General features: G+C 33.2%; 16 protein-coding genes and 1 pseudogene. 10 read left to right on the top strand and 7 right to left on the bottom strand.

Translation table 11 applies throughout. The features are described 5' to 3' along the window. Positions 1-92 precede the first annotated feature (92 nt). From icaC to icaA, 4 genes are read right to left on the bottom strand one after another with little or no spacing between them, the layout of a single operon-like run. Positions 93-1145, bottom strand: a complete 1053-nt coding sequence (gene icaC / locus KI230_RS13500) for a polysaccharide intercellular adhesin biosynthesis/export protein IcaC (protein WP_000723836.1) — start codon at positions 1143-1145, stop codon at positions 93-95. After that, on the bottom strand, positions 1132-2004 hold the full coding sequence (icaB, locus tag KI230_RS13495) for an intercellular adhesin biosynthesis polysaccharide N-deacetylase (RefSeq protein WP_000877369.1): 873 nt from the start codon (positions 2002-2004) through the stop codon (positions 1132-1134). The genes icaC and icaB overlap by 14 nt, the downstream gene beginning before the upstream one ends. Continuing rightward, complete coding sequence (gene icaD / locus KI230_RS13490; protein WP_000240580.1) at positions 2001-2306, bottom strand: intracellular adhesion protein IcaD; 306 nt, start codon at positions 2304-2306, stop codon at positions 2001-2003. Before icaD ends, icaB begins: the two co-directional genes overlap by 4 nt. Beyond that, complete coding sequence (gene icaA, locus KI230_RS13485) at positions 2270-3508, bottom strand: poly-beta-1,6 N-acetyl-D-glucosamine synthase IcaA (protein ID WP_001159430.1); 1239 nt, start codon at positions 3506-3508, stop codon at positions 2270-2272. The genes icaD and icaA overlap by 37 nt, the downstream gene beginning before the upstream one ends. Positions 3509-3671: 163 nt before the next feature. Between icaA and icaR the strand changes: the two genes are divergently transcribed. The 7 genes from icaR (at position 3672) to KI230_RS13450 (ending at position 9120) form a co-directional block, all read left to right on the top strand. Next, a complete protein-coding gene (gene icaR, locus KI230_RS13480; RefSeq protein ID WP_000653261.1) occupies positions 3672-4232 on the top strand; it encodes an ica operon transcriptional regulator IcaR in 561 nt (186 codons plus the stop codon). 848 nt (positions 4233-5080) lie between these two features. After that, positions 5081-5743 (top strand): YveK family protein, encoded by a 663-nt coding sequence (locus KI230_RS13475; RefSeq protein ID WP_000659674.1) that lies wholly within the window; start codon positions 5081-5083, stop codon positions 5741-5743. 16 nt (positions 5744-5759) lie between these two features. Further along, the gene (locus KI230_RS13470) at positions 5760-6452 is read left to right on the top strand and encodes a polysaccharide biosynthesis tyrosine autokinase (RefSeq protein ID WP_000185863.1); all 693 of its coding nucleotides are present in this window, start codon (positions 5760-5762) and stop codon (positions 6450-6452) included. Next, positions 6449-7216 carry a tyrosine-protein phosphatase gene (locus KI230_RS13465; RefSeq protein ID WP_000565310.1) on the top strand — a complete coding sequence of 256 codons (768 nt, stop codon included), beginning with the start codon at positions 6449-6451 and terminating at the stop codon, positions 7214-7216. The genes KI230_RS13470 and KI230_RS13465 overlap by 4 nt, the downstream gene beginning before the upstream one ends. 234 nt (positions 7217-7450) lie before the next feature. Beyond that, entirely contained in the window at positions 7451-7951 is a 501-nt protein-coding gene (locus tag KI230_RS13460; protein WP_000244278.1) for a GNAT family N-acetyltransferase, read from the top strand. 2 nt (positions 7952-7953) lie between these two features. Next, on the top strand, positions 7954-8430 hold the full coding sequence (locus KI230_RS13455) for a peptide-methionine (S)-S-oxide reductase (protein WP_000301927.1): 477 nt from the start codon (positions 7954-7956) through the stop codon (positions 8428-8430). Between the two features lie 78 nt (positions 8431-8508). Then, positions 8509-9120: a flavin reductase family protein gene (locus KI230_RS13450; protein WP_000287923.1), complete on the top strand. Its 612-nt coding sequence runs from the start codon at positions 8509-8511 to the stop codon at positions 9118-9120. Positions 9121-9204: 84 nt separating this feature from the next. Here KI230_RS13450 and KI230_RS13445 read toward each other — a convergent pair whose 3' ends face one another. The 3 genes and pseudogenes from KI230_RS13445 to KI230_RS13435 form a co-directional block, all read right to left on the bottom strand. Further along, positions 9205-9564 carry a hypothetical protein gene (locus KI230_RS13445; protein ID WP_000603497.1) on the bottom strand — a complete coding sequence of 120 codons (360 nt, stop codon included), beginning with the start codon at positions 9562-9564 and terminating at the stop codon, positions 9205-9207. A 153-nt stretch (positions 9565-9717) separates the two neighbouring features. After that, on the bottom strand, positions 9718-10020 hold the full coding sequence (locus KI230_RS13440) for a hypothetical protein (protein ID WP_000856175.1): 303 nt from the start codon (positions 10018-10020) through the stop codon (positions 9718-9720). Next, positions 10007-10464, bottom strand: a pseudogene (locus tag KI230_RS13435) (hypothetical protein); the annotation flags it as partial. The gene KI230_RS13440 and the pseudogene KI230_RS13435, both read right to left, overlap by 14 nt. A 235-nt stretch (positions 10465-10699) precedes the next feature. Here KI230_RS13435 and KI230_RS13430 point away from each other — a divergent pair. The 3 genes from KI230_RS13430 (at position 10700) to secY2 (ending at position 19931) form a co-directional block, all read left to right on the top strand. Further along, a complete protein-coding gene (locus tag KI230_RS13430) occupies positions 10700-11392 on the top strand; it encodes a flavin reductase family protein (protein ID WP_001109872.1) in 693 nt (230 codons plus the stop codon). 544 nt (positions 11393-11936) lie between these two features. Beyond that, entirely contained in the window at positions 11937-18590 is a 6654-nt protein-coding gene (sasA, locus tag KI230_RS13425; RefSeq protein WP_214958286.1) for a serine-rich repeat glycoprotein adhesin SasA, read from the top strand. A gap of 129 nt (positions 18591-18719) precedes the next feature. Further along, the gene (gene secY2 / locus KI230_RS13420) at positions 18720-19931 is read left to right on the top strand and encodes an accessory Sec system protein translocase subunit SecY2 (protein WP_049296608.1); all 1212 of its coding nucleotides are present in this window, start codon (positions 18720-18722) and stop codon (positions 19929-19931) included. The last annotated feature ends 2 nt before the right edge of the window (positions 19932-19933 follow it).

The raw sequence follows: 19933 nt of genomic DNA, 5'->3' as shown, positions 1-19933 counted from the left end.
TATATGTATAACATTATTAAACACGCGGTAAAACGAAGTCAGTCAATTCAAACTGATTTCGCCCACCGCGTGTTTTTAACATAGCTTAATAATTAATAAGCATTAATGTTCAATTTATATGGTTGTTTTCCAATAATAAACCTAAAGATATAGAATTCACGCAATATCATACCGACACCTATACATAACCCTAAAATGAATAGTAGTGATATCGCTAGAAAGACCATTGTATTATCCTCAAATATATTTGTATATGCAAACAATGAGTCTAGAATGATTGGATGTAATAAATAAATAAAGAATGAGAAAGCACTAATCATTTGAATCGTATTAAATAACATTGTTTTAAAATGCGTGCAAATACCCAAGATAACAATAAACATAATACTATTATATGGTGTTAATGAATATGAAAAGCTGGTAACGTTCCAATAGTCTCCATTTGCTAACGCAATAAACACAAAATAAGTAGCTACAGCTAATACAATCATAATAACTAAATAACGTTCTAAGAAATTTAATACACGTTCGTAGTTATAACCCATATATGCACCTAAAAAGAAATAAAAAATCCATCCGAATATTATAGTGTTTTCACTTAATGGATAATAGTGTAGCACGGTATCGTGAAACGCTGTGTTGTTCGTAAAGTAATATAAAAATGATTGCTGTAAAATAAAAGATAACAATAATAATATTTTACTGTTGAATAGGTTATAGTTAATTTTAAAAATGATATAACTCAAAATAAAGAATTGCATGATAACAACGATAAAATAGCCATACCATTGACCTAATAGGACATTTTCAATGAATTGTTTATTGAAACTTGAATCTGTTAATAATGATTCACTATAACTGTAAAACAATCCCATTAATATGTAAGGAATAAGTATATATTTTACGCGTGTAGTTAAGTATCTATAGGTGACTTTTTGGTAATTCAAGGTTGTCAGTAACTGTGACAAGATAATAAAGCAAGGTGTACCAAAAATCACAATATTACGAATGTAAAATTGTAATACTAAGGATCCTCCCTCCATATTTTCATGTTTTAAAGTAATTTGTGTAAGTAAATGTGTGATAATAATAATTGCACATATAATAGCGCGTAAATATACGAGTTCAAGTCTAATCTTTTTCATGGAATCCGTCCCATCTCTTAATTAAATGCTCAAAAGCATCATCACTAATTAATATTCTAGGGATGTAATAATCATTGGAGTTCGGAGTGACTGCTTTTTCCTCTAATGAAAAACCGTATTTTAACCCAGCTTTTTTGATTACCGGTAATTTATCGTCATTCATCAAGCCATAAGGATAGGCTATAGTTTTCTGCGACTTTTTAAAGTTTTTAGTTAGATATTTTTCACTTTTGTTTAAATCTTTTATGATTGTAGCTTCAGAAGCTTTCATTAATTTTGACTTATTATTTTTAGATAAGTTATGCAAATCGTGGGTATGTGTTTCAAATTCCCATAACCCAGTTTTATACATTTCTTTTAGTTCTTTTTTACTAATCATATCGAGGTTGTGAAAGTTTTCTTCCCCAACATGACCTGTGATAATAAACCCAGTTGCCGGTATTTTATATTTTTTTAAGATTGGATAAGCATTTTCATAAATAGTTTCATCCATATCATCAAAGTTAATCCATACACTTCGTTTTGGAAACTTACCTTTTTTCTTGTAATATAAAAATTCTTTCAAGGTTAAAAATTTAGCATCATGTGATTTTAGCCATTTTATTTGAGATTCAAATTGTGATTGACTAACACTATAATTTTTAATTTCTTTACTACTAGAAAAGAAGTAAATAAAATTATTCAGAAAATTCGCTTTTCTTACACGGTGATAATTTAATGCCAGAGCACTATTTTCTTTATATTTCAGTTTTTTAGGTGAATCGTCATCTGCATTTGCAATATGATGACCATCCAGTGTGCTTACAGGCAATATGATCAAGATACTCAACACTAAAATTATTAATTTTCTATACTTCACGATTCTCTTCCTCTCTGCCATTTTTGAATCAATATGCTAATTGTAAAAAATACAAAAATGATAATCGCGAAAATGCCCATAGTTTCAAATATATCTAAAATTTCAGTATTTTCAATGTTTAAAGCAACACGTATTGTATTGATACTTTCGTCATGAATTTCAAATATAGTACCAATATAAACGAGTAGAACAACTAAACAATATATCCAAAAGACACACGATATAGCGATAAGTGCTGTTTCTCTTACAATATTTAGCGATGATTTTAGCGTTGGGTATTCCCTCTGTCTGGGCTTGACCATGTTGCGTAACCACCTTTCTTACGTTTTAATGCTTTTGGAAATGCGACAAGAACTACTGCTGCGTTAATAATCCAGTATACTGTCGGATACCAACTTACAAATATGAGTCCAGCCATATTCTTTTTCTCGTAGCGACTATCAATAAAGAGTGCGACTGTAAATTGAATAACGTTTATAAAAGTCATAGTAAATGATGATAGTAGAAATATTGAAAAACTATATGTCATAAATGTATAGTCTAAGAAGTTTGCTGTTATGAACAAATAGCCTAAATATAGAAGCACTATATATACCCATAAAATTGAGATGATTTGCTCAAACATCAAAATATATAAAGGAAACCTTTTCGTTTTCATTGTGCTAAAAAAGTCTCGTAGTAATACTTCGTGTCCCCCTTGAGCCCATCTCACGCGTTGCTTCCAAAGACCTCCCAATGTTTCTGGAACCAACATCCAACACATGGCAAGCGGTTCATACTTAATACGATATCCACGTAAATGCAATTTCCAAGAAACTGCAATATCTTCGGTAATCATATCAGTATCCCAGTAGCCAACGTCGACAACTGCACTTTTTTTAAATAGAGTGAAGACACCCGAAATAGTATTGACTGCGCCAGCAAGTGTCTGACTTCGCTTAATACAGCCAATTAAACTTGCATATTCTATCGTTTGAATTTTACCTAAAATAGAACTCTTATTTCGAATTCTAGGATTACCTGTAACTGCACCAAGTTTTGGATCATGTTTGAAATTCTCAATCATATAATATGGTGCATCTTGATCAACGATAGTATCTGCATCCAAGCACATTACATAATCATATGAAGCCTGTTTAATGCCTTGATTGAGTGCGTTGGCTTTACCTCTGTTTTCTTGTAAATCGACGAAAATAAAGTCATTATTTTCTTTGATTTTATAGATGAGTTCTGCTGTATTATCTGAACTTCCATCATTAATGATAATAATTTCTTTCTTCTCGTATTTGAGTGCAAGAACATTAGACAACGTATCTTCAATCGTTTCACTTTCGTTATAACAGGCAAGTAAAAATGTAATGCCTTCTAATTCATCCACATTTATGTCAGGCTTCTTGTTCAATGAATATCTAATTTCTCTGGTAAAATAGAAATAAATTGAACCGACAATCCAGTAAATAGACATAAATACAGGATAAAAAAGCAAAAAGTTAAAAAATTGCAATTTCTTTACCTACCTTTCGTTAGTTAGGTTGTAAGCCATATGGTAATTGATAGTATTTTAATTTGCAATAGATTGTTGTTATAATTAAACGGAAATATTTGTAATTGCAACTTAATTTTCCTGTAACATAGTGTGATTAATTTTCAGTAGGGGGTTATAAAAATTGAAGGATAAGATTATTGATAACGCAATAACCTTATTTTCAGAGAAGGGGTATGACGGTACAACACTTGATGATATAGCTAAAAGTGTAAATATAAAGAAAGCGAGTTTATATTACCATTTTGACTCGAAAAAAAGTATTTACGAACAAAGTGTTAAATGCTGTTTTGATTACCTTAATAATATTATTATGATGAATCAAAATAAATCGAACTATTCAATTGATGCTTTATATCAATTCTTATTTGAGTTTATTTTCGACATCGAAGAAAGGTATATTAGAATGTACGTTCAATTATCTAATACGCCTGAGGAATTTTCTGGAAATATTTACGGACAAATACAAGATTTAAATCAATCATTAAGTAAAGAGATAGCAAAATTCTATGATGAATCAAAGATAAAGATGACAAAAGAAGACTTTCAGAATTTAATATTGCTGTTTCTTGAAAGTTGGTATTTGAAAGCATCCTTTTCGCAAAAATTTGGAGCAGTGGAAGAAAGTAAAAGTCAATTCAAAGATGAAGTGTATTCGCTACTAAATATATTTTTGAAGAAATAATTTTTGTTACTAGTTTGTAATAATTAACTTACTTTTGTAAAAAAAGACATGAGATTATTTTTTTAAATCTATATAAAGTTGACAATACAAATCGATATTGAGAATATTAAGATGTATATGAATTTTATAAATTAAATGCAATACATTAATATAAATATCAATTGTTGCAAAATACGATTTGTTCAATGATTTGATAATATTATTCTTTATATTTGTGAATGGTTAAGTTTGTCTTTGAACATATTATAAAAGTGTAATGTTCCCCTGAAAAGAATAAGTTGTCATCTAATTACAGGAAATCCGCATAAATTAGATGAAATGGAAAGTAATAAGTAATAATTTATTGATAAGCGCCTATGTGATGGTAAATCATGACATAGGCGCTTTTTTTTATAAGTTAAAAATGTAAATAAAAATTATATAAATTACCCACATCTTTTTAAAAGGTGTGGGCTTTATTATCATTAACCCAACTCACAGTGACGGGTTAGGCAAGGTATTGAATTACCGAGTACGGGCACGCTCGGTGTTGTAAAGAGCAAATAATCAAGTAATGATGATGCTTCTACTCGATTATAAGAAAGCCATGATAGAGTACGATGGTATCTAGTTTTATTATTAATAGGTTTGGATATTTGAAGTTGGACAATATTATACCTTATACAAAAATATAAATAAGTTATACATAACGGTAGAGAATCATGATATAATTTTAAACGATAAAATATTTATATAAATAATTAGAGAAAATGTAGTTGTGTATGTTTTGTGGTCGTTAAACTAGATATAATTGTCCGATTTATAAAACATACATAATGAATACAATGATTGATTATGTGGAGGAAACCATGAAAGAAAAGTTTGATTTAGTAAAACTATTAAATATTCTAAAGAAGAATATTAAATTATTGCTTATTTTACCGGCAATATGTCTTGTAGTAAGTGCGGCATTAACCTTTTTTGTTATGCCTGACAAATATACTGCTTCTACTCAAATACTAGTGAACATGAAAAAGTCCTCAAGTGATTTAGCGTTCCAAAATGTTCAAAGTAGTTTGCAGTCTGTTAATACATATACGGAAATTATCAAAAGTCCAAGAATTCTAGATAAAGTATCTAGAGAGTTTGATGGTCAGTATTCAACAGCTGAGTTGAATTCGTTTTTAAAAGTAACCAATCAAACAAACTCTCAGATTATTACTGTATCAGTTACAACTGAGAATAAATCTGAATCTGACAAAATTGTTAATAGAATATCTAAAGTTTTTGCTCATGACATGCCTAAAATTATGAGTGTTGATAATGTTACGATACTTTCCTCAGCACATGATAATGCTGTAAAAGTATCTCCAATAGTATCTGTCAACTTAGTGATCAGCATTATTGTTGGTATTGTTTTAGCAATATTGATTATTTTCTTAAAAGAATTATTAGATAAGCGTATTAAGACAGAAGAAGATGTTGAATCGCAACTAGGATTACCTATTTTAGGTTCAATACAAAAATTTTAATTTACGAGGAATTACCATGACGAATACACGAAGAAGTACATCAAGTTTAATTGTCCATGAACAACCAAAGTCACCTATTAGCGAGAAATTTCGAGGCATAAGATCAAATATTATGTTTGCAAATCCTGACAGTGCAGTTCAAAGCATTGTAATCACTTCAGAGGCACCAGGCGCAGGTAAGTCTACAATTGCAGCAAATTTAGCAGTTGCATATGCGCAAGCAGGTTATAAAACACTAATCGTAGACGGGGATATGCGTAAACCTACGCAGCATTATATTTTTAATTTGCCAAACAATGAAGGCCTATCAAGTTTATTGCTAAATTGGTCAACTTATCAAGACAGTATTATCTCAACTGAAATTCAAGATTTAGACGTCTTGACGTCTGGGCCAATCCCACCGAATCCGTCAGAGTTAATTACATCAAGAGCATTTGCAAATTTGTATGACACATTATTGATGAATTATAACTTTGTAATTATCGATACGCCACCAGTGAACACAGTTACAGATGCGCAATTATTTTCAAAGTTTACCGGCAATGTTGTCTACGTAGTTAATTCGGAAAATAATAATAAAGATGAAGTTAAAAAAGGAAAAGAACTTATTGAAGCAACAGGTGCTAAATTATTAGGTGTAGTCTTAAATAGAATGCCTAAAGATAAAAGTGCTAGTTACTATGCATATTATGGGACTGATGAATCATGATTGATATTCATAACCATATATTAGTTGATATAGATGATGGTCCTAAAACAATTGAAAAGAGTATTGCACTATTAAAGCAAGCTAAGGATGAAGGTGTAACAAGTATTGTAGCGACACCTCATCATTTGCATCCGAGATATGATAATACATTTCAACAAGTGCTTGTGAAATTGGCGGAGTTAAGAACGCATCCAGAAGTTCAAGCATTGGATATTAAATTATTTCCCGGGCAAGAAATTAGAATTACAGATTCGATTCTGAAAGGCTTAGATAATGGTAGTATTCAAGGTATTAATCGTTCGAAATATTTATTAATTGAATTTCCAACGGGCGAAGTACCACATTATACAAAACAATTGTTTTTTGAAATACAATCGAGAGGCTACATACCAATCATTGCACATCCTGAAAGAAATAGAAGTATCGCCAAAAATCCAGAAATATTATATGAATTGGTTGCAAATGGGGCATTGAGTCAATTAACATCGAGTTCTTTAGTTGGTGGATTTGGTAAAAACATTCAAAAGTTATCATTACAATTTATAGAATGTAATTTGGCTCATTTTGTAGCTTCAGATGCACATTCATGTGACCAAAGACCATTTTTGATGCAAGAATTATTTCACAATCATAAATTGAAGAAATATTCGAATGATATTGAAGCATTACTTCGAAATGCCAGTTCAGTAATCAATGATAATTTTGTTTATTTAGACAGACCGACTAAGCCAGGAAAAGTGAAGTCGTTTTTGAAATGGTTTTAACTAAATATATTTTTTCGAATTAGACTGGTATACATGTACCAGTCTTTTTGAGTATGCTTAAAATGAATTATAATCATGATTATTTACTAATTCGTATAATACAACTTGTCTAATTGATTAAGGCGAATGGCTTTCAATAAAAAGACTCGTTTTTTATAGTGAAGGTAGTTTGAAAATAATGAATATAAAGATGAAGGTATTACTTTTGATATATAGGGCTAAGGAAGTGTTTTTATGGTATTAAGAAAAGTAATCATGCAGGACTTAGATCAAATTATTGCACTTGAAAATATTGGTTTTTCACCGGAAGAAGCTGCAACACGAGAGGCATTGAAATTGAGAATTGAACAAATTCAAGAAACTTTTATTGTAGCTGAAAAGAATGATGAAGTAATTGGATACATCAACGGTCCAGTCATAAAAGAGCGTTACATTAGCGATGATTTATTTAAAAATGTCTCCACAAATAATAGTGAAGGTGGCTATATTAGTGTGTTAGGTCTTGTTGTAGCACCAAATTATCAAGGTCAGGGTATTGCAGGTCGCTTACTAAACTATTTTGAAACTCTTGCTAAGAATCATCATCGACATGGTGTAACGTTAACATGTCGAGAATCATTAATTTCATTTTATGAAAAATATGGGTATCGTAATGAAGGTGTATCAGAATCATGTCATGGCGGTATTAAATGGTATAACCTTGTTAAAAATATAAAAAAGGATGATGAGGTGTAAATATGGCAGTTGTTTATGTAGCAGGAGGATGTTTATGGGGTGTTGAAGCATTTTTTGCAACAATACCTGGAATTATACATACAGAAGCAGGAAGAGCAAATGGAAGAAGTTCTAAATTAGACGGTCCGTATGATGGTTATGCTGAATGTGTCAAACTTCATATCGATGATCGTATGTTAACAATTACAGACATCATGAATTATTTATTTGAAATTATTGATCCATACAGTGTGAATCGACAAGGAAATGATATTGGAGAAAAGTATCGAACGGGTTTATATAGTTGTTTAGATGACCACTTAATTGAAGCTCGTCAGTTCATTGAACGACGTAAAGACAGAGATCAAATTGCAGTGGAAGTCTTACCGCTGTCTAATTACATTAAAAGTGCTGAAGAACATCAGCAACATTTAGAAAAATATCCAGAAGATATGCATATGTGTCATATTTCAAAAGATTTGCTAAATAAATACAAGTGATTTTCAGCGGAGAATAGATGTTTAAATTAACCAAAATCGGAGAAATACCTAGATATACTAAGAAAAGAGGTAGGTATTATGTATACGTTTGATGCACAATCATTAACTGCTAGAGAAAACTATAAATTATTAATTGGTTCAATTATTCCACGACCTATAGCTTTTGTTACAACATTAAATCAAGATGCATCAGTAAATGCAGCACCATTTAGCTTTTTTAATATTGTTAATAACCATCCGCCAATGGTTGCTATTGCAGTTCAACGTGCAGGAGGTAAGAGAAAAGATACTGCCTTGAATATAGAGCGGACTGGAGACTTTGTTGTGCATATTACAGACGAAGATAACGTTCAAGATATTAATGAGACTGCAGCGCCGTTAGCATATGGTGACAGTGAGTTGAGTCGTACAGAATTATCACTTTTAACATCTACAACGATTAAGACGCCAGGAATTAAAGACGCGAAAATGAGATTCGAATGTAAACTATCGCAAATGATATTGCTTGGAGATGTATTAGATGGGGCTGATTTAATAATAGGTGAAATTGTAACTTATCATATTGATGACAGTATTTATGAGGGTGATTTTAAAATCAATCCACACGCATTACAGGCTGTTTCTCGTTTAGCCGGAAATGATTATGCTAAATTAGGGGGAATATTTACGATAAAGAGACCAGAAAAATAATAAAACACATGCTATAGCGGTGTACCGTTTATGAATTGAATCAAAAGTACACAGGTGCTAAAGTATGTGCTTCTAAAATGAAGACTATTTTTTATTACAAGAAAATGTATCTAGTAAACTTAAAGTAGCAAGACCTAATAAATCTAATGCATGTTGTGCACCTTTTTTACCTTGGCCAGCTTCAAAATGTTTGTAAACAGCTACACTTAAAATGCCTATCGTTGATAGTGAAGCAAGGCGAGAAATGTTTTTATTGATAAAGCTAGCTGAGTATAAAGCAGCAGTAGTTGCTTCTGCAATGCCGACGTATTTTACAAGTTCTTTTTGCAAGCCAAAAGTATGTTCAAACAGTTCAATCATACCCTTATCTTCTTGCAATTTAGGTTTACTGGCTTGGTATAGCTCTTTCGCAAGTTTTAAATTGGTCACGTAACGTAAAATCATATTTTATTCCTCCCAATATTTGATTTTTTGTGAAAGATGATTACTTTATCATTTTTACCCGTTTCTATAAAAATGAATCAATTATGTAACGTATGTGTAGTTTAGGAATGTTTGCTATGGAAATATAATTCTGTTCACTCAAAATGTATGAAATTAATGTGTAGTTTTGTCGAGTTGCTCTTTTAATTTGGTTAGATTGTTTTTTAGAGAAGCGGTACTATTTTTAAGTGCATCAACAGATTTACCTTCGTTTTGAGACATTGCGTTTATTACAGCACGAAGTTCTATTTCTAGCATGTCAGCGTCGCCTTTAACATTAGAACTTAATACTTTAATATCTCTTAAAAGGCTATCTGATAGTAGTGCATTTTTGCCAGTCACCAATTTCGAATTGTAATTCCAACCGCTACTTAACTCAATAGCATCTAAATCAGTTATAAGTTTATTTGTTTTCATTATACTTTCCTCCTTCGATGGAAATTACATTAGTATCCGATTTTAAACGGCCATTTCCATCTACCATTGACGGGGAAACATCATCTTTATAAAACTGTACAAATTTTGTGCTAGGATATGATTGCATAATGTCATTTATAGATTTTTGAAGGTTCCAAGCATAGTTTTTTACTGTTTCTCTATTTTTTCTTTATCATAATAAGCAATGAACTCTGATTTCATATTTTTTTGTATTTGTGGATATTTGTTAATCAAAGATTGTAACTGTTGATTGAATGCATCACCTTTTAAGTGCATAACAGGTTTGAATTCTTTTTTGAACTTATCCAGATCATCGATACTATCTGTTCTGAAATTCAAGTATTGCCTTGTAACGCCGTTAAATTCTTGTTTTACTTGAAGTTTTTCGCTCATCGCATAATAGCTGTCTTTTTCAATTTCACTTTATTATTATAAACTAATCATGATTGAAGTAACTATAATTAATTAAATTTACAAAAGATATCATAAATATTAATTGTATAAATCCTTATCTGAATTTTTCGAATCAAGAACGCAAATTATAAGCAACCACGTCATATATAGTTTCTACTTATAAATAAATTGTTTATTTATATTAGACGCTTATGTAAAGAGGGCGTAACCTTAAATGTAATTACTTATAAGGGGTGAAGATAGTATGAATTATTCGCCAAAACAAGGTGTAAGAAGTCATGGTTTACCGCACGACCCATTTAAAAGTAGTACAGTACCACGTCCAATAGGGTGGATCTCTACTGTATCGAAAGATGGGAAAGATAATTTAGCGCCTTATAGTCAGTATCAAAACTTAACTTGGGATCCGCCTATGGTTATGTTCGCAGCAAATCAATCTGTTCTTGGTGATCATGAGCGTAAAGATACAGTAAAAAATGCAGAAGAGACAGGGTGGTTTGTATGGAACATGGCCACGTATGATTTAAGAGAAGCTGTTAATTTATCGTCGAAGGCACTACCACCTGAAGAGGATGAATTTGAATATGCAGGTGTGACGAAAGAAGCATGTATAGAAGCACCAGGTTATCGAGTCAAAGAATCGCCAGTACATTTTGAATGTGAGTACGTTCAAACGATTCGTATTCCGACAGGAGACCCAGTATCTACCGTAGATATTGTTATAGGAAGAGTTGCCCAAGTTCATATTGACGATAAGGTTATTCTTGATAATGGTAAATTGGACATTAAGTCGATTAAACCTATTGCCAGATTAGGATATTACGATTACACAGTAGTGAATGAGATATTTGAAATGAAAGCACCTGCAGCTTCTAAAGAAGAGTTAGCAGGTTTAGAAGGAAGAAATTTCGATAATCAATCAGATGAAAAGATATAAGTAATTTAATCATTTTAGTGAATTCAATGCATCCTTACTAAACATTCAACTTAGTAGCGATGCATTTTTTCGCTTTATAAATGAAAATGTTAAAGCAATATGTCGTGGTATTTATATTTTTAAAGAAGAATCTTTTAGAATTACACATATATTACACTAGGTTTATTGAAAAAATATTGGTATTACTTTAATATTAAAGATGTATTTTGCATATAATATTTATCGTTTAGTTGTAAATTAACTATTTATAAATAAAAGGTGGATGATATAGATATATTAATACAATAATTATTTTAAAAACGAAACAATTATAATGATTAAACATAAAGCCAATTAGCCAAATTTATATAAAAAAAGATTATACGCATAAACGAGAAAAAGTAATTTCAAAAATATGAAAACGATTACATATAGACGAATAAAAATGAATTTTTACAAATTTTAACAGAATGAGTATTTTTGTATCAAAAAAGAGTTGTATTAAATTGAATAGTGGCATATATTATAATCTAATGAATGTAAAGATAATACAAGGAGTTATTACATGAGTAAAAGACAGAAAGAATTTCATGACAGCTTAGCAAACGAAAAAACAAGAGTAAGACTTTATAAATCTGGAAAAAATTGGGTAAAATCCGGAATTAAAGAAATAGAAATGTTCAAAATTATGGGGCTACCATTTATTAGTCATAGTTTAGTGAGTCAAGATAATCAAAGCATTAGTAAAAAAATGACGGGATACGGACTGAAAACTACGGCGGTTATTGGTGGTGCATTCACGGTAAATATGTTGCATGACCAGCAAGCTTTTGCGGCTTCTGATGCACCATTAACTTCTGAATTAAACACACAAAGTGAAACAGTAGGTAATCAAAACTCAACGACAATCGAAGCATCAACATCAACAGCCGATTCCACAAGCGTAACAAAAAATAGCAGTTCGGTACAAACGTCGAATAGTGACACAGTCTCAAGTGAAAAGTCTGAAAAGGTCACTTCGACAACTAATAGTACAAGCAATCAACAAGAAAAATTGACATCTACATCAGAATCAATATCCTCAAAGAATACTACATCAAGTTCTGATACTAAATCTGTAGCTTCAACTTCAAGTACAGAACAACCAATTAATACATCAACAAATCAAAGTACTGCATCAAATAACACTTCACAAAGCACAACGCCATCTTCGGTCAACTTAAACAAAACTAGCACAACGTCAACTAGCACCGCACCAGTAAAACTTCGAACTTTCAGTCGCTTAGCTATGTCAACATTTGCGTCAGCAGCGACGACAACCGCAGTAACTGCTAATACAATTACAGTTAATAAAGATAACTTAAAACAATATATGACAACGTCAGGTAATGCTACCTATGATCAAAGTACCGGTATTGTGACGTTAACACAGGATGCATACAGCCAAAAAGGTGCTATTACATTAGGAACACGTATTGACTCTAATAAGAGTTTTCATTTTTCTGGAAAAGTAAATTTAGGTAACAAATATGAAGGGCATGGAAATGGTGGAGATGGTATCGGTTTTGCCTTTTCACCAGGTGTATTAGGTGAAACAGGGTTAAACGGTGCCGCAGTAGGTATTGGTGGCTTAAGTAACGCATTTGGCTTCAAATTGGATACGTATCACAATACATCTAAACCAAATTCAGCTGCAAAGGCGAATGCTGACCCATCTAATGTAGCTGGTGGAGGTGCGTTTGGTGCATTTGTAACAACAGATAGTTATGGTGTTGCGACAACGTATACATCAAGTTCAACAGCTGATAATGCTGCGAAGTTAAATGTTCAACCTACAAATAACACGTTCCAAGATTTTGATATTAACTATAATGGTGATACAAAGGTTATGACTGTCAAATATGCAGGTCAAACATGGACACGTAATATTTCAGATTGGATTGCGAAAAGTGGTACGACCAACTTTTCATTATCAATGACAGCCTCAACAGGTGGCGCGACAAATTTACAACAAGTACAATTTGGAACATTCGAATATACAGAGTCTGCTGTTACACAAGTGAGATACGTTGATGTAACAACAGGTAAAGATATTATTCCACCAAAAACATATTCAGGAAATGTTGATCAAGTCGTGACAATCGATAATCAGCAATCTGCATTGACTGCTAAAGGATATAACTACACGTCCGTCGATAGTTCATATGCGTCAACTTATAATGATACAAATAAAACTGTAAAAATGACGAATGCTGGACAATCAGTGACATATTATTTTACTGATGTAAAAGCACCAACTGTAACTGTAGGCAATCAAACCATAGAAGTGGGTAAAACAATGAATCCTATTGTATTGACTACAACGGATAATGGTACTGGGACTGTGACAAATACAGTTACAGGATTACCAAGCGGATTAAGTTACGATAGTGCAACGAATTCAATCATTGGGACACCAACAAAAATTGGTCAATCAACAGTGACAGTTGTGTCTACTGACCAAGCAAATAACAAATCGACGACAACTTTTACAATAAATGTTGTGGATACGACAGCACCAACAGTGACACCAATAGGAGATCAATCATCAGAAGTGTATTCACCAATATCCCCGATTAAAATTGCTACGCAAGATAACAGTGGAAATGCGGTGACGAATACAGTGACTGGATTGCCATCCGGACTAACATTTGATAGTACAAATAATACTATTAGTGGTACACCAACAAACATTGGTACAAGTACTATAACAATCGTTTCTACAGATGCGAGCGGTAACAAAACGACAACAACTTTTAAATATGAAGTAACAAGAAATAGCATGAGTGATTCCGTATCAACATCAGGAAGTACACAACAATCTCAAAGTGTGTCAACAAGTAAAGCTGACTCACAAAGTGCATCAACGAGTACATCAGGATCGATTGTGGTATCTACATCAGCTAGTACCTCGAAATCGACAAGTGTAAGCCTATCTGATTCTGTGAGTGCATCTAAGTCATTAAGCACATCTGAAAGTAATAGTGTATCAAGCTCAACAAGCACAAGTTTAGTGAATTCACAAAGTGTATCATCAAGCATGTCGGATTCAGCTAGTAAATCAACATCATTAAGCGATTCTATTTCAAACTCTAGCAGTACTGAAAAATCCGAAAGTCTATCAACAAGTACATCTGATTCATTGCGTACATCAACGTCACTCAGTGGCTCATTAAGTATGAGTACATCGGGGAGCTTGTCTAAGTCACAAAGTCTATCAACAAGTACATCAGAATCGTCTAGTACGTCACAATCATTAAGTGACAGCACATCGAATGCAATCAGCACATCAGAATCATTGAGCGAGTCAGCTAGCACCTCGGACTCTATCAGTATTTCAAATAGCATAGCCAACTCTCAAAGTGCGTCAACAAGCAAATCAGATTCACAAAGTACATCAATATCATTAAGTACAAGTGATTCAAAATCGATGAGTACATCAGAATCATTGAGCGATTCGACGAGCACAAGTGGTTCTGTTTCTGGATCACTAAGCATAGCAGCATCACAAAGTGTCTCAACAAGTACATCAGACTCGATGAGTACTTCAGAGATAGTAAGTGACTCTATCAGTACAAGTGGGTCATTATCTGCATCAGACAGTAAATCAATGTCTGTAAGTAGTTCAATGAGCACGTCTCAGTCAGGTAGTACATCAGAATCATTAAGTGATTCACAAAGTACATCTGATTCTGATAGTAAGTCATTATCACTAAGTACTAGTCAATCAGGTTCAACAAGTACATCAACGTCGACAAGTGCTTCAGTACGTACTTCGGAATCACAAAGTACGTCTGGTTCAATGAGTGCAAGTCAATCCGATTCAATGAGCATATCAACGTCGTTTAGTGATTCAACGAGTGATAGCAAATCAGCTTCAACTGCATCAAGTGAATCAATATCACAAAGTGCTTCTACGAGCACATCTGGTTCGGTAAGTACTTCGACATCGTTAAGTACAAGTAATTCAGAACGTACATCAACATCTATGAGTGATTCCACAAGCTTAAGTACATCAGAGTCTGATTCAATAAGTGAATCAATGTCAACGAGCGACTCTATAAGTGAAGCAATATCTGCTTCAGAGAGCACGTCTATATCATTAAGTGAATCAAATAGTACTAGCGATTCAGAATCACAAAGTGCATCTGCCTTTTTAAGTGAATCATTAAGTGAAAGTACGTCTGAATCAACATCAGAGTCAGTGAGTAGTTCGACAAGTGCGAGTACGTCATTATCAGACAGTACATCAGAATCTGGTAGCACTTCAACATCATTAAGTAATTCAACAAGTGGTAGTGCGTCCATTTCAACATCGACAAGTAACAGTGAATCAACGTCAACGTTTAAGAGCGAGAGTGTTTCAACATCACTGAGTACGTCAACGAGTACAAGTTTGTCTGACTCTACAAGTTTGTCAACATCAATAAGTGATTCCACAAGTGATAGTAAGTCTGATTCATTAAGTACATCAATGTCGACAAGTGATTCAATCAGTACAAGTAAATCTGATTCCATTAGTACATCCACATCATTAAGTGGTTCTACAAGTGAAAGTGAATCCGACTCAACATCATCAAGTGAAAGTAAATCCGATTCAACATCAATGAGCATAAGTATGTCTCAATCAACATCAGGAAGTACAAGTACGTCAACGAGTACAAGTTTGTCTGACTCAACGAGTACGTCATTGTCACTAAGTGCATCAATGAATCAAAGCGGAGTAGACTCAAACTCAGCAAGCCAAAGTGCCTCAAACTCAACAAGTACAAGCACGAGCGAATCCGATTCACAAAGCACATCATCATATACAAGTCAGTCAACAAGCCAAAGTGAATCCACATCGACATCAACGTCACTAAGCGATTCAACAAGTATATCTAAAAGTACGAGTCAATCAGGTTCGGTAAGCACATCAGCGTCATTAAGTGGTTCAGAGAGTGAATCTGATTCACAAAGTATCTCAACAAGTGCAAGTGAATCAACATCAGAAAGTGCGTCAACATCACTCAGTGACTCAACAAGTACAAGTAACTCAGGATCAGCAAGTACGTCAACATCGCTCAGTAACTCAGCAAGCGCAAGTGAATCCGATTCGTCGTCAACATCTTTAAGTGATTCAACATCTGCGTCAATGCAAAGCAGTGAATCCGATTCACAAAGCACATCAGCATCATTAAGTGATTCGCTAAGTACATCAACTTCAAACCGCATGTCGACCATTGCAAGTTTATCTACATCGGTAAGTACATCAGAATCTGGCTCAACATCAGAAAGTACAAGTGAATCCGATTCAACATCAACATCATTAAGCGATTCACAAAGCACATCAAGAAGTACAAGTGCATCAGGATCAGCAAGTACATCAACATCAACAAGTGACTCTCGTAGTACATCAGCTTCAACTAGTACTTCGATGCGTACAAGTACTAGTGATTCACAAAGTATGTCGCTTTCGACAAGTACATCAACAAGTGTGAGTGACTCAACGTCATTATCTGATAGTGTTAGTGATTCAACATCAGACTCAACAAGTATGAGTATATCCGATTCAATGAGTGTATCTGTATCATTAAGTGATTCGACAAGCACATCAACATCGGCTAGTGAAGTAATGAGCGCAAGCATATCTGATTCACAAAGTATGTCAGAATCTGTAAATGATTCAGAAAGTGAAAGTGAATCTAATTCTGAAAGTGACTCTAAATCGATGAGTGGCTCAACAAGTGTCAGTGATTCTGGCTCATTGAGCGTCTCAACGTCATTAAGAAAATCAGAAAGTGTAAGCGAGTCAAGTTCATTGAGTGGCTCACAATCGATGAGCGATTCAGTAAGCACAAGCGATTCGTCATCATTAAGTGTATCGACGTCACTAAGAAGTTCGGAAAGCGTGAGTGAATCTGATTCATTAAGTGGATCAATATCTTTAAGTGGTTCCACAAGTCTTAGCACTTCGGATTCATTAAGTGATTCAAAATCATTGAGTAGCTCGCAAAGTATGAGTGGATCAGAATCAACGTCAACAAGTGTGAGCGATTCGCAGTCAAGCTCAACAAGTAATAGTCAATTTGACTCTATGAGCATCAGTGCATCAGAAAGTGACTCAATGTCTACAAGTGATTCGTCTAGCATCAGTGGATCAAATTCAACGAGTACATCACTTTCAACATCTGACTCAATGAGCGGAAGCGTATCAGTTTCAACATCGACAAGTTTAAGTGACTCAATATCAGGTTCAACAAGTGTAAGTGACTCAAGCTCAACAAGCACATCTACATCATTAAGTGATTCAATGTCACAAAGCCAGTCAACAAGTACAAGTGCATCTGGTTCCTTAAGTACATCGATATCAACATCAATGTCAATGAGTGCAAGTACATCGACATCACAAAGCACATCGGTGTCGACATCATTATCAACATCAGACAGTATCAGTGATTCTACTTCAATAAGTATCAGTGGTTCACAAAGTACAGTAGAATCAGAATCTACAAGTGATTCAACTTCTATCAGTGACTCAGAATCATTGAGTACATCAGATTCAGACTCGACATCGACAAGTACATCGGACTCAACAAGTGGTTCAACTTCAACAAGCATATCTGAATCATTAAGTACGTCTGGTTCAGGTTCAACGAGCGTATCTGACTCAGCATCAATGAGTGAATCTAATTCATCGAGTATTTCAATGTCACAAGACAAATCCGACTCAACATCAATTAGCGACTCAGAATCAGTGTCAACAAGCACATCAACGTCATTGAGCACATCCGATTCGACAAGCACATCCGAATCACTGAGTACATCTATATCTGGTTCACAAAGCATTTCTGACTCAACATCAACAAGTATGTCCGGCTCAACAAGTACATCTGAATCTAACTCAATGCATCCGTCAGACTCAATGAGTATGCATCATACTCACAGCACGAGCACATCTCGCTTATCAAGTGAAGCAACAACGAGCACGAGTGAATCTCAGTCTACATTAAGTGCAACATCTGAAGTGACTAAACATAATGGCACGCCAGCACAAAGTGAAAAAAGATTGCCAGATACAGGTGACTCAATAAAACAAAATGGATTACTAGGTGGCGTTATGACATTATTAGTTGGTTTAGGTTTAATGAAGAGAAAGAAAAAGAAAGATGAAAATGATCAAGATGATTCTCAAGCATAAATTGAATTTATAGCTGGCTAAAATTAAAAAGACTGAGGCACCAATCACTAGAAAAATCGATATAGGATTTTAATAATTAGTGATGAACCCTTAGTCTTTTTAATGTTTTTGATATAAAAGAGGTGCAACATGTTAAAACTTTTACAACAATACGAATATAAAATTATATATAAACGTATGCTATACACATGTTTTATCTTGTTTATTTATATATTAGGCACAAACATTTCCATCGTTTCCTATAACGATATGCAAGTAAAACATGAGTCATTTTTTAAAATAGCTATTTCTAATATGGGTGGAGACGTTAATACTTTAAACATTTTCACTTTAGGATTAGGTCCGTGGTTAACATCAATGATTATCTTGATGCTGATTTCTTATCGGAATATGGATAAATACATGAAACAAACAAGTCTTGAGAAGCATTATAAAGAGCGCATCTTAACATTAATTTTAAGTGTTATTCAAAGTTATTTTGTGATTCATGAATATGTTTCGAAAGAACGTGTTCATCAAGACAATATTTACTTAACAATATTGATTTTGGTTACTGGAACGATGTTATTAGTTTGGTTAGCTGACAAAAATAGTCGCTACGGCATCGCAGGACCAATGCCGATTGTAATGGTTAGTATTATTAAATCAATGATGCATCAAAAAATGGAATATATAGATGCAAGTCATATTGTGATTGCGTTGTTAATCATCCTTGTGATAATCACATTGTTTATCCTATTATTTATTGAATTAGTAGAAGTGAGAATACCATTTATCGATTTAATGAACGTTTCCGCAACAAATATGAAATCTTATTTATCTTGGAAAGTTAACCCTGCAGGCAGTATTACTTTAATGATGAGCATTTCAGCTTTTGTTTTCTTAAAAAGTGGCATTCATTTTATTTTATCTATGTTTAATAAAAGCATATCAGATGACATGCCAATGCTGACATTTGATAGTCCAATTGGTATTTCGGTGTATTTAGTGATTCAAATGTTATTGGGTTATTTTTTATCGAGATTTTTAATCAATACTAAACAAAAATCCAAAGATTTCTTAAAGAGTGGCAATTATTTTTCAGGAGTTAAACCTGGTAAGGATACAGAACGTTATTTAAATTATCAAGCAAGACGCGTATGTTGGTTTGGATCGGCATTAGTTACAATCATTATTGGTATACCGCTTTATTTCACATTGTTTGTACCGCATTTATCTACTGAAATTTATTTCTCAGTACAACTGATTGTATTAGTTTACATCAGTATTAATATTGCAGAAACAATTCGTACATATTTATATTTTGATAAATATAAGCCATTTTTAAACCAGTATTGGTAAGG

The sequence above is a fragment of the Staphylococcus sp. MZ3 genome, from assembly GCF_018622755.1.
GTDB lineage: Bacteria > Bacillota > Bacilli > Staphylococcales > Staphylococcaceae > Staphylococcus > Staphylococcus aureus.
Note: the sequence above shows the minus strand (reverse complement) of the source record. Positions and strands in the feature narration are given on the sequence as shown.

Excerpts from the sequence above, each read along its gene's own strand:
- KI230_RS13430 (WP_001109872.1), top strand. The coding sequence starts at position 10,700 with ATGAATTATTCGCCAAAACAAGGTGTAAGAAGTCATGGTTTACCGCAC.
- KI230_RS13475 (WP_000659674.1), top strand. The coding sequence starts at position 5,081 with ATGAAAGAAAAGTTTGATTTAGTAAAACTATTAAATATTCTAAAGAAG.
- icaC (WP_000723836.1), bottom strand. The coding sequence starts at position 1,145 with ATGAAAAAGATTAGACTTGAACTCGTATATTTACGCGCTATTATATGT.
- KI230_RS13440 (WP_000856175.1), bottom strand. The coding sequence starts at position 10,020 with ATGAAAACAAATAAACTTATAACTGATTTAGATGCTATTGAGTTAAGT.
- sasA (WP_214958286.1), top strand. The coding sequence starts at position 11,937 with ATGAGTAAAAGACAGAAAGAATTTCATGACAGCTTAGCAAACGAAAAA.
- icaD (WP_000240580.1), bottom strand. The coding sequence starts at position 2,306 with ATGGTCAAGCCCAGACAGAGGGAATACCCAACGCTAAAATCATCGCTA.
- KI230_RS13465 (WP_000565310.1), top strand. The coding sequence starts at position 6,449 with ATGATTGATATTCATAACCATATATTAGTTGATATAGATGATGGTCCT.
- KI230_RS13470 (WP_000185863.1), top strand. The coding sequence starts at position 5,760 with ATGACGAATACACGAAGAAGTACATCAAGTTTAATTGTCCATGAACAA.
- KI230_RS13450 (WP_000287923.1), top strand. The coding sequence starts at position 8,509 with ATGTATACGTTTGATGCACAATCATTAACTGCTAGAGAAAACTATAAA.
- KI230_RS13460 (WP_000244278.1), top strand. The coding sequence starts at position 7,451 with ATGGTATTAAGAAAAGTAATCATGCAGGACTTAGATCAAATTATTGCA.
- KI230_RS13455 (WP_000301927.1), top strand. The coding sequence starts at position 7,954 with ATGGCAGTTGTTTATGTAGCAGGAGGATGTTTATGGGGTGTTGAAGCA.
- secY2 (WP_049296608.1), top strand. The coding sequence starts at position 18,720 with ATGTTAAAACTTTTACAACAATACGAATATAAAATTATATATAAACGT.
- KI230_RS13445 (WP_000603497.1), bottom strand. The coding sequence starts at position 9,564 with ATGATTTTACGTTACGTGACCAATTTAAAACTTGCGAAAGAGCTATAC.